This window comes from Azotobacter beijerinckii, assembly GCF_900110885.1.
Classification (GTDB): Bacteria; Pseudomonadota; Gammaproteobacteria; order Pseudomonadales; family Pseudomonadaceae; genus Azotobacter; species Azotobacter beijerinckii.
Genome location: NZ_FOFJ01000042.1, coordinates 20942 through 29993 on the forward strand (window position 1 = coordinate 20942; position 9052 = coordinate 29993).

At 62.2% G+C, this 9052-nt stretch carries 11 protein-coding genes and 2 pseudogenes; 7 read left to right on the forward strand and 6 right to left on the reverse strand.

Annotated elements, in window-relative coordinates; all coding sequences use genetic code 11:
• Positions 1 to 10: 10 nt before the first annotated feature.
• On the reverse strand, positions 11 to 745 hold the full coding sequence (locus BMY22_RS16960) for a PD-(D/E)XK nuclease domain-containing protein (RefSeq protein WP_244158899.1): 735 nt from the start codon (positions 743 to 745) through the stop codon (positions 11 to 13).
• Between the two features lie 562 nt (positions 746 to 1307).
• Positions 1308 to 1607 (reverse strand): annotated as a pseudogene (locus tag BMY22_RS16965) (putative toxin-antitoxin system toxin component, PIN family); the annotation flags it as partial.
• A gap of 105 nt (positions 1608 to 1712) precedes the next feature.
• Between BMY22_RS16965 and BMY22_RS16970 the strand changes: the two are divergent.
• On the forward strand, positions 1713 to 1988 hold the full coding sequence (locus BMY22_RS16970) for a hypothetical protein (RefSeq protein WP_090624028.1): 276 nt from the start codon (positions 1713 to 1715) through the stop codon (positions 1986 to 1988).
• Between the two features lie 128 nt (positions 1989 to 2116).
• Here BMY22_RS16970 and BMY22_RS16975 read toward each other — a convergent pair whose 3' ends face one another.
• The 4 genes and pseudogenes from BMY22_RS16975 to BMY22_RS25235 all read right to left on the reverse strand — a co-directional run bounded on the left by BMY22_RS16975 (position 2117) and on the right by BMY22_RS25235 (position 3965).
• Positions 2117 to 2410 carry a type II toxin-antitoxin system RelE/ParE family toxin gene (locus BMY22_RS16975; RefSeq protein ID WP_090624030.1) on the reverse strand — a complete coding sequence of 98 codons (294 nt, stop codon included), beginning with the start codon at positions 2408 to 2410 and terminating at the stop codon, positions 2117 to 2119.
• Entirely contained in the window at positions 2398 to 2670 is a 273-nt protein-coding gene (locus BMY22_RS16980) for a CopG family ribbon-helix-helix protein (protein WP_090624031.1), read from the reverse strand. Before BMY22_RS16980 ends, BMY22_RS16975 begins: the two co-directional genes overlap by 13 nt.
• Before the next feature lie 299 nt (positions 2671 to 2969).
• Positions 2970 to 3743 (reverse strand): annotated as a pseudogene (locus BMY22_RS16985) (tyrosine-type recombinase/integrase); the annotation flags it as partial.
• An 87-nt stretch (positions 3744 to 3830) separates the two neighbouring features.
• Positions 3831 to 3965, reverse strand: coding sequence for a hypothetical protein (locus BMY22_RS25235; RefSeq protein ID WP_279626371.1), 135 nt, complete (start codon positions 3963 to 3965; stop codon positions 3831 to 3833).
• 329 nt (positions 3966 to 4294) lie between these two features.
• Here BMY22_RS25235 and BMY22_RS16990 point away from each other — a divergent pair, with 329 nt between their 5' ends.
• From BMY22_RS16990 to BMY22_RS17015, 6 genes are all read left to right on the forward strand, one after another.
• On the forward strand, positions 4295 to 5842 hold the full coding sequence (locus tag BMY22_RS16990; RefSeq protein ID WP_090624033.1) for an ATP-binding protein: 1548 nt from the start codon (positions 4295 to 4297) through the stop codon (positions 5840 to 5842).
• Positions 5843 to 6077: 235 nt separating this feature from the next.
• Positions 6078 to 7223 carry an RNA-guided endonuclease InsQ/TnpB family protein gene (locus tag BMY22_RS16995; protein WP_090624034.1) on the forward strand — a complete coding sequence of 382 codons (1146 nt, stop codon included), beginning with the start codon at positions 6078 to 6080 and terminating at the stop codon, positions 7221 to 7223.
• A gap of 1 nt (position 7224) precedes the next feature.
• Positions 7225 to 7698: a recombinase family protein gene (locus BMY22_RS17000; protein ID WP_244158900.1), complete on the forward strand. Its 474-nt coding sequence runs from the start codon at positions 7225 to 7227 to the stop codon at positions 7696 to 7698.
• 349 nt (positions 7699 to 8047) lie between these two features.
• Positions 8048 to 8374, forward strand: coding sequence for a type II toxin-antitoxin system RelE/ParE family toxin (locus tag BMY22_RS17005; RefSeq protein ID WP_143068523.1), 327 nt, complete (start codon positions 8048 to 8050; stop codon positions 8372 to 8374).
• Positions 8371 to 8658, forward strand: coding sequence for a helix-turn-helix domain-containing protein (locus BMY22_RS17010; protein WP_090624036.1), 288 nt, complete (start codon positions 8371 to 8373; stop codon positions 8656 to 8658). The genes BMY22_RS17005 and BMY22_RS17010 overlap by 4 nt, the downstream gene beginning before the upstream one ends.
• 140 nt (positions 8659 to 8798) lie before the next feature.
• On the forward strand, positions 8799 to 9052 hold a 254-nt coding region (locus tag BMY22_RS17015), incomplete at its 3' end, for a helix-turn-helix domain-containing protein (RefSeq protein ID WP_143068524.1).

Here is a 9052-nt window from a genome sequence, read left to right on the forward strand (position 1 = left end):
GCATAGAAGGTTACTTGTCCTGCTGTACCTCGAAACCCACCACGCTGCGCTGCCGATGGCTGAACTCCACGCCGATCAGATAGATCGGCTCGCCGCGGGCGCGGTACTTCTCGGCATAACCACGCTCTTGGATCTGCTGCAGCGCCTTGCCCCTGGCTACCAGTTCGACCACTTTGAACTCGAAGAGGTAGACGCTGCCGTTGAATAGCACCGTCATGTCGATGCGTCCGTGGCTGGTGGTGTCCTCCAGGCGGATGTCGAGCCCCAGCGCAGCGAAGTGGCTGTAGAACACGCTGGCCCAGTAGCCCTCGAACTGGGCGATGGGGCTGTTGCGATACCAGTCATGGGGAATGCTGGCGAAGAAGGCGGTGAACAGCTGCTGCAGGCCGGTGAAGTCGTTGGCCAGCAGCAGGCGGTAGAGCTGTCCGGTCTGTCGCCCAGGAAGTGAAGGGTCTCCGGTCAGTCCCTCCAGCAGGGCGCCGTTCAGGCTGGCCTGTACCTCGAGGTTGGGGTACTTCAGGGTGTACTCGGTGCGCGCGCCCATGGATAGGAGGCTGTCGACCGTCAGGTAACCGGTCTGGAACATCAGGGCCTCGACCGGCATGCAGTCGACGTCAAAGCTGGAGAGCAGCGTTTCCATCGCCACCAGCCGGCCCAGGTCGGGAGAAAAGACGCGCTTGGCCAGCAACTGGTCGATCAGGAAGGTCGGTGTGCCGGTCTCGAACCAGTAGGTGACGACCTGCAAACGAAAACGGCCCGACCTGCAATCATCGCGATTTTCGACCGGGATTAACTGCGACTGACTGATCCGGCCAACCAGCATTAACTGCGAATGAACCTGCATTGATCCGCGCCGACCTGCATTCCATCGGCGCCGGCTCACGCTTTCTGCGAATGAGCGGCCTTCGCTTGGGTCGTCCATCAAACCAGGGTTTACTGGACGCTGGCCTCGCGTCTGGCGGAAGCCGAGTAAGCCTGACGCCCCGCGTCCACAAACTAAGCGTGTGTTTCAACGTCCAGCTACAGCTAGGTCTGGCCCAGATTCTTCCATGCTGTAAGCCATCGCCTACAGTAGATCGAGCGTTCGCCCAATAGGCTCGGAACGGCTGCCGGCGTAGATTGAATCCCACCAAGACGTCGAAGGAACGACGCAGGCCGACCACGGATGGCGGCCAAGGGGACCGTCGCAGGATGCGGCGACTTCATCAGGATGATGAACCCAGGGATGCGGTTGAACGACATGAAACGGCGAGGCTAATCCCCTCGCCGTTTTTGTTTTGCGCCGAAGGTGGTGGGCACCCGGGCGTTCACAGCACCTCGTCGCAAAACACGGCCGGTGTGACGATGCGGGTGCGCTCGATATGCCCGCGTTGCAACAGGCCGGCGCGGCGATCCCCGGTCACCAGGTAATCTGCCTCACCTACAATGGCCATGGCCAGCAAGAAGGCATCGTCCGGGTCGTTGGCTTCGTCCTGGATATCCAGGCGTTCCAAAACCACGGCGCGTTGCAGGTTGTTGATCATGGTGCCCACCTTGGCAGGCTGGAGGATGGCCTGGAGCTTGGGATAGCGGCTGGCTCGACGGATCTCGTCGAGCTGCATCCGCGAGGGGGAGAGGGTGTGAGTCAATTCGCACTTTTTGTGCGTCGCTATGTCGCAGCTTTTTATCAGCTGCTACCGTCGGAATGCTGATGCGCCAAGGAGGGGACACCGATGATGATCAACTCGATACTTTCTCTTGTGCTCGCCTGCTGCGGCCTGTTCGTGGCTGGCGTGTGTCTGGGGAGTTGGATGCGTCGCTCGCGTGACGCGAAGACGGACATGGAGGACGTGACGGACGATGTTGGCCTGTTCCGCGGCTGGGATGGACTTTCAGCTGTAGAGCGGAGACAACGTCTGTCGCTGTACCAGCGCCGGGTGTGCGCCCGGATCGCCGAGCAGGAGAGGGAGTGGCTTCGGGTCAGGCTAAGGGCGATTGCGAACGGCTAGGATCTGTTGATGTATCAACGTAACCACAGCAGAACAGCGACGAAGGCCAGCATCCCACTGGAAGTGGCAGGCTTTCTTCTCGTAGCGCGTGGCGATCTGAGCACTACTGCTGTACGGTTTGTTTTTGTTCAGTACCCTGCTTCTTTCTGGTGCCGGAAGGCCAAAACGTACACGGTGTCATCCGCCGGCTCATATCGGTAGAGCGCGACATAGCCAGAGTCACCGAAGGCTATGATCAGCTCGCGTAGCTCAGGCAGCTCAGGAAATGGGCGCCCCATGTCCGGGCTTTTCTCCAAGAGGGCGAACTGACGTTCAATGGCTTGGCCGGCACGGCTAGCTACCTGCGGGCTTTTCTCAGCTAAGAACAGGCGACAGCGTTCCAAACCTTGTGCTGCACCTTCGGTGACGACTACTCGTGGCACTCAGGCACCGCCGTTTCTTCTTCCTTGCCCCAGGTGTTGAGCCATTCCCGCGTTTCTTGGCCCGTCAGATGCCTTCCGGTTTCCCGGTAGGCAGCCCAAGAGGCCAAAGCCTCCTGCTTGAAGCTCTCGCGAGCCTCCTCGCGCTCGACGTACTGCACGATTGCCTCGCGCATGATCCAGTGGGCCGAGCGCTGCCGCTGGCTGGCCAGATGCTGGATACGCGCTTTCAATTCATCGTCGATTTTAATCGAAGTCGCCATGAGCCCCCTCTTTTATCACTAGGTATTACCTTTTGATAATGTAGCATCATCCGCATGTTTACGCACGCGCAGTACGTTTTGGCCTTCCGACATCAGAAAGAAGCGGGGTACTGAACAAAAACAAACCGTGCTGCAGTAGCCGCAGTCTTCTTGCCGGGTGGAGGACAGGCGCCGAGATACGGCACTGAACTGTCCGTATGCCTGGAGGCAGTGTTTCCAGTCCCCGATCTGTCGCCAGGCAAGGCCACGCGCACGACGCGCTCCGGCGTCGGGCGCGAGCCTTTCCGTTGCCGGGTGGCTCAGTAGCGGACCTTGAAGGTAGGCGAATCCTCCGCCCGCAGGTGTCTCCGGTCGTAGAGCCGGGGGGTGCTGATGTTGGCATGGCCCAGCCACTGCTGGACCTTGGCGATGTCCGCCTCGTGTTCCAGGGCGTTGGTGGCGGCAGTGGCGCGCAGGCCGTGGACGCCGAGGCCCTCGACCGTGATGCCGGCGGCCCTGGCGTAGGCGCCGACCAGGGCATAGATGCCCTCGGCGGAGATCCCAGCGCCGGTCCTTTTGCCACGCAGCGGCAGGAACAGCGGCGCCCTGGGCTCCACGAGGTGATGCCCCGAGGCCTCCAGGTAGCCATGGATACGCTCGGCGGCGACCGGGTGCAGGGGCAGGTAACGCAGCTTGCTGCCCTTGCCGTGGACGCGCAGGTGCTTGAGGCCGCGGCGGTCCTGGAGGTCGTGGACGGCCAGGCGGGCAGCTTCCTCGCGGTGCAGGCCGTGATAGAGCCGCACGGCGAGGATCGCCCGGTCGCGGCGGCCCTTCAGGGTGGCGGGGTCGGGGGCTTCGAGCAGGGCCCGGGCCTGATGATCGCCGAGAGCCGGGGTCTTGCCTTCATTCGTTTCGAGCTTGGGCCGTTTGACGCCATGCACCGGATTGCCGCTGGCGACGGCGTTGCACTCGAGCAGGTGGTCGAACAGGCTGGTGAGGGCGGCAAGCTTGCGGCGGAGGGTGGCCACGGAGAGGCCGCGCTGCTCCAGGTGCTTGCGCCAGGCGAGCACATGGGCGCGGGTGACGTCGCGAAATTACACCGCGTGCCCTCGCAGCTCAGAACCCATCAACCGCCTCGGGCCGCAAGGAGTCCCGTCGTGCGACGCCGGCCTGTCACCGTCTCAGGTCCGCAGCAGGCAGGCCGTCAGGACGATGCTGCAATCGTCGCCGCTGGACTTGTCGGTGAAGTCTGCGGCGTAGAAGCGCTGGGTCAGGCTGCGGCGCTTGAGGCGACTCTTGCGTAATGCCTGAGCCACTACGCCGAGCTGCCCAGGTACCTGGTGGTCGGCGAGTCTGTCGCTCTCAAGACCAGGTCACCGATGCCGCCCATGGACAGCATGGCCGCTCTGTACGTTGCATTGGCCCAGCACTGCCAGTGGAAGCCTTTCAGGGAGGCCGTGAGTAGCGTGAGCTGGCTCAGAGTTACTCGCTCGACAAGGATCTTGTCCGGTTCAGACGGATCGGATTGAGCATTCTGCGGATTTGGGATGTGGCCGCTGAAGCATAAGGTCTGGCGTTCGTCTTATCCTGAGCTGGCCTGCTTTATTGGGCTACAATCGCCGCATCTGCCTACAGGTTGCCTGCCATGTCCCGCAAGAAGTTGCCTATCGGCATCCAGAACTTCCGCGAGATTCGCGAGGAGGGCTATTACTACGTCGACAAGACGGCGGCCGCCCTTGAGCTGGTCGACGAGGGAAAGTACTACTTCCTCTCCCGTCCGCGACGCTTTGGCAAGAGCCTGTTCATCGACACCCTGGCCGAGCTGTTCGAGGGCAACGAGCCGCTGTTTCGGGGGCTGGCGGTGCATGACCAGTGGGACTGGAGCCGCATCTATCCGGTGATCCGGATCAGCTTCGGTGGCGGAGTGATCCGCGATGCGGCCGATCTGCAGGGCAAGTTCAGCGAGCTGCTGACCATCAATGAGCAGGCGCTGGGTGTCACCTGTGCGCTGACCGATCACCGTGCTCGTTTTGCCGAGTTGATCCGTGAAGCCGAACGCAATACAGGCCAGCGAGCAGTGGTTCTGGTCGACGAGTACGACAAGCCGATTCTCGACAACCTGCAGCGTCCTGAGATCGCGCGCGAGATTCGCAGCGGGCTGCGTGATTTTTACTCGGTGATCAAGGACAGCGACGCCCATATCCGCTTCGCCATGCTCACCGGGGTGTCCAAGTTCAGCAAGGTCAGCCTGTTCTCCGGGCTCAACAACCTCAACGACATCACGCTGGATGGGCGCTACTCGTCGATCTGCGGGTATACCGACGAGGACGTCGATACGGTGTTCGCGCCGGAGCTGCCAGGACTGGATCGCAACGAGATCCGTACCTGGTACAACGGCTACAACTGGACGGGCACTTCGGTCTACAACCCTTTCGATCTGCTGCTGCTGTTCGCCAAGCGAGAGTTTCACCCGTATTGGTTCGAGACGGGCACGCCGACCTTCCTGATCGAGCAACTGCTGGCACGGCGCGTCTTCACTCCCGACCTGAGCCAGGTCGTGGCGATGGAAACCCTGCTGTCGAGCTTCGACATCGACTGCATGCCGGTCGAGGCGCTGATGTTCCAGACCGGTTACCTGACCATCGACAGCCTGCTGCGCATGGGCGCGCGCACCGAATACACACTGAAGTATCCCAACCTGGAGGTACAAGCCAGCCTCAACGGCGCGCTGCTGGAAGGCATGACCGGTGATCCTCTTTTGCCCGGCCGGCAGACTGGCCAGCTTTACCGTCTGCTGCTGGCCAATGATTTCAGTGGATTGCAGGCACTGTTCACCGCCTTCTTCGCTGGCATCCCCCACGACTGGTACCGCAACAATCCGATTGCCCGGTACGAGGGCTACTACGCCAGCGTGTTCTACAGCCACTTCGCCGCGCTGGGATTGGATGTGCGCCTGGAAGACGCCACCAGCCACGGGCGCATCGACATGGCGGTGCTGTTCAACGGCCAGGTCTACCTGTTCGAGTTCAAGGTGGTGGAGCTGGTGCCCGAAGGGAGGGCGCTCCAGCAGATCCGCGAACGCGGCTATGCCGAGAAGTACCGTGCGCGGGGCGAACCGATCCACCTGATTGGCGTGGAGTTCAGTCGTGAGAGCCGCAGCGTGGTGGGGTTCGAGGTGGAGTTGGATGGCTGACCCGGCTTCATTGGCTGTCGAGGCAGAAAAGGATACCTGGAAGGCTCGGTCACCATGAGTAGCCGTTGAGCTGCTCATCGGGTCGATGCCACTTGTTAATTACCCGATTTGCGCGAGAAACCCCGTACTTTGAGTGCGGGGAGGGATAGCGCGGCGCCCGCAGGGCGCCCCTGTTCTCGCTGCCTCCTTCTCAGGCGGTTGCTATCTTTACATTAGTTTGGTTATTTTGTGAGACATGACAAAACGCGCCTACAAGTACCGCTTCTACCCGACTCCAGAACAAGCAGAACTGCTTGCCAGGACGTTCGGTTGCGTGCGTTCCGTCTACAATCGCATCCTGCGCTGGCGTACCGATGCCTTCTACCAGGAGCAGAAGAAGATCGGCTATACGGCGGCCAGCAGTCGCCTGACCGCGCTCAAAAAGCAACCGGAGCTGACTTTTCTCAATGAAGTCAGTTCGGTGCCATTGCAGCAATGCCTTCGCCACCAGCAGGCCGCGTTCAAGAACTTTTTCGAGGGCCGGGCGAAGTACCCGGCTTTCAAGAAGAAACGGCACCGACAGTCCGCCGAGTTCACCACTTCGGCCTTCCGCTACCGCGACGGCAAGCTGTTCCTGGCCAAGTGCGACGAACCCCTGGCGATCCGCTGGAGTCGGCCGCTTCCGGGCGAGCCTTCCACGGTCACGATTTCCCGGGACTCTGCAGGACGGTACTTCGTCTCCTGCCTGTGCGAGTTCGAGCCTGAAACCCTTCCGGTTGTGCCGAAAACGCTCGGCATCGACCTGGGGCTGAAAGACCTGTTCGTCACCAGCGAGGGCGAACGATTCGGCAACCCCCGCCACACCGCGAAATACGCCTCCCGTCTGGCCCTGGCCCAACACCGGCTGAGCAAGAAGCAGCTCGGCTCGAAGAACCGCGCCAGGGCTCGACGGAAAGTGGCCCGTATTCACGCCAAAATCTCCGATTGCCGAGCGGACGGCTTGCACAAGCTGTCCCGCAGACTGATTAACGAGAACCAAGTGGTCTGCGCCGAAACCCTTGCCGTGAAGAACCTGATCCGCAATCCGACACTGAGCAAAGCCATTGCCGATGCAGGCTGGGGTGAATTCGTTCGCCAGCTGGAATACAAGGGCGGGTGGGCCGGTCGGCAGATCGTCCAGATCGACCGCTGGTATCCCAGCTCGAAACGCTGTGCCTGCTGCGGGCATATCCTTGAGCGCCTGCCGCTGGATGTTCGCCGCTGGAGTTGCCCGGAATGCGCAACCGAGCATGACCGCGACGTGAACGCCGCGATCAACGTGAAAGCCGCCGGGCTGGCGGTGTTAGCCCTTGGAGAGAACGTAAGCGGCATGGGTCGAGTATCCGTGTCCTGTTCTCGGTGAATTGGGAATCCCCTTCCTTCAGGGAGGGGAGCAGTCAACCAGGGTATGCAGCAGGCAGTTCAGGCCGCTCACCACGCCGCGGGCGCCCGCCGAACTGCCCGCGCCGTCGGCCAGCGCCGCGTCCTGGCTGGAAAAAATCGAGCAGGCCGGTGCGGGCTTCCAAAGCCTCACCGAAGCCATTGATACCGCTACGCCGGGCGGGCGCATGATGATGCAGATCGTCGGCTCATTCGCCGAGTTCGAGCGTGCCATGTTGCGCGAGCGGACAAAGAGTGGGCTCGATGCCGCCAGGAAAAACGGGCGTGTCGGGGGCCGTCGTCCCAAACTGACGCTACAACAGCAAAAGGAAATCGTCGCACTGGTGAGCACCGGCCAAAAGACTGGAGCCGACGCGGCCAGGCTGTTCCGGGTTCATCCCTCCACCGTGGTTCGGCTGCTGGCCAAGCATCGGCTTGAAGGGCCTGCTTCGGCTTAGCGTGCGATTTATTCTGTTTCGTGAGCAGACCCCAGACTGGCCGCAGCCCAGCTGCAGGCCGCCCTGGCCCGCCTCGAAGGTGCCGGCCGCGATCTTGAGGAGGGCCGGCAGCAGGCGCGCGAGGAGGCGAAGCGGGAGGCCGGTAACGCCGCGGAGTTGCGCGGGGAGCTGCGGGCGCAGCAGCAGGAGCTGGCCAGACTGCGGGTGGCGCAGGAACAGCAGACCAGCAAGCCATCGGCGTGACGGGTAACGCCATGCGGCATAGCGAGTTTATCGGTTCCGATAAAATTCACTTGCGAGCCTTATCGGAACCGATAAAGTAGCCCGGGCACGACAAGGACCCCGCCCGATGAAAGCCATTGAATTCCTCGCCGACTCCCTCGACCGCCTGCGCGATTTTCCGGCCGATGCCCGTCGTGAGGCTGGTTTCGAGCTGGACAACGTCCAGAACGGCATCGAGCCGGCCGACTGGAAGCCCATGAAGAGCGTAGGCGCCGGCGTGCGGGAGATCCGCATCCGCGAGGCCTCGGGGGCGTTCCGCGTGATCTATCTGGCCACCCTACCGGATGCCGTCTATGTGCTGCACTGCTTCCAGAAAAAGACCCAGGCTACGCCAAGGGCCGATATCGATCTGGCGGCCGCCCGTCTTCGCGACCTGTTGAGGAACAGAAAATGACCGAGCAACAACGCTTCGCCAGCGTCTGGGACGCCATCGAGGACACCCCGGCCGAGGCTGAGAACATGAAGCTGCGCGCCGCCCTGATGCGCGCCATCACCGAGCAGGCTGCCGCCTGGCCGGGCACCGACACCGAGAAAGCTCACCGCCTTGGCATCACCGGGCCGCGCTTCTCCAACCTAAAGGCGGGCAAGATCAATGCCTTCAGTCTCGATGCCCTGGTGGCGATTGCCGTAGCGGCCGGACTGTCGCTCGGGCTGTCGATCAGCGGCCGTGCGGCTTAGGGGAAGGAGCGGCAGGCAGCGTGACGGGTAACGGCGCTCCGTGACGAGGGGTACCCGGGGTTTGGGGAGCAACGGAACCAAAAACCAACGTAAGGCGGGATTAGAGCATTTTTTGAAAACACGAATTCGACAAGCAGGGGTTGCTCTTCCTGGTCATTTCGGTTTTCCTCTCCTGCTCGGACAAGGAGACCAGAATGGCTCGGGCATACAGTGCGGACCTTCGCCGGCGCGTCGTCGAGGCGGCCATGGGCGGGCTGTCGGCTCGGCAGGCCGCCGAGCGATTCGACGTCGGCACGGCGACGGCGATCGTCTGGGTGCGGCGCTTTCGGGAAGGCGGGGAACTCGTCGCCCGCCGACAGGGCAAGCCCCGGGGCTTGCGGCTCGATCCCCATGC

Excerpts from the sequence above, each read along its gene's own strand:
- BMY22_RS16970 (WP_090624028.1), top strand. The coding sequence starts at position 1,713 with ATGATGATCAACTCGATACTTTCTCTTGTGCTCGCCTGCTGCGGCCTG.
- BMY22_RS16980 (WP_090624031.1), bottom strand. The coding sequence starts at position 2,670 with ATGGCGACTTCGATTAAAATCGACGATGAATTGAAAGCGCGTATCCAG.
- BMY22_RS16990 (WP_090624033.1), top strand. The coding sequence starts at position 4,295 with ATGTCCCGCAAGAAGTTGCCTATCGGCATCCAGAACTTCCGCGAGATT.
- BMY22_RS16995 (WP_090624034.1), top strand. The coding sequence starts at position 6,078 with ATGACAAAACGCGCCTACAAGTACCGCTTCTACCCGACTCCAGAACAA.
- BMY22_RS17005 (WP_143068523.1), top strand. The coding sequence starts at position 8,048 with ATGAAAGCCATTGAATTCCTCGCCGACTCCCTCGACCGCCTGCGCGAT.
- BMY22_RS17010 (WP_090624036.1), top strand. The coding sequence starts at position 8,371 with ATGACCGAGCAACAACGCTTCGCCAGCGTCTGGGACGCCATCGAGGAC.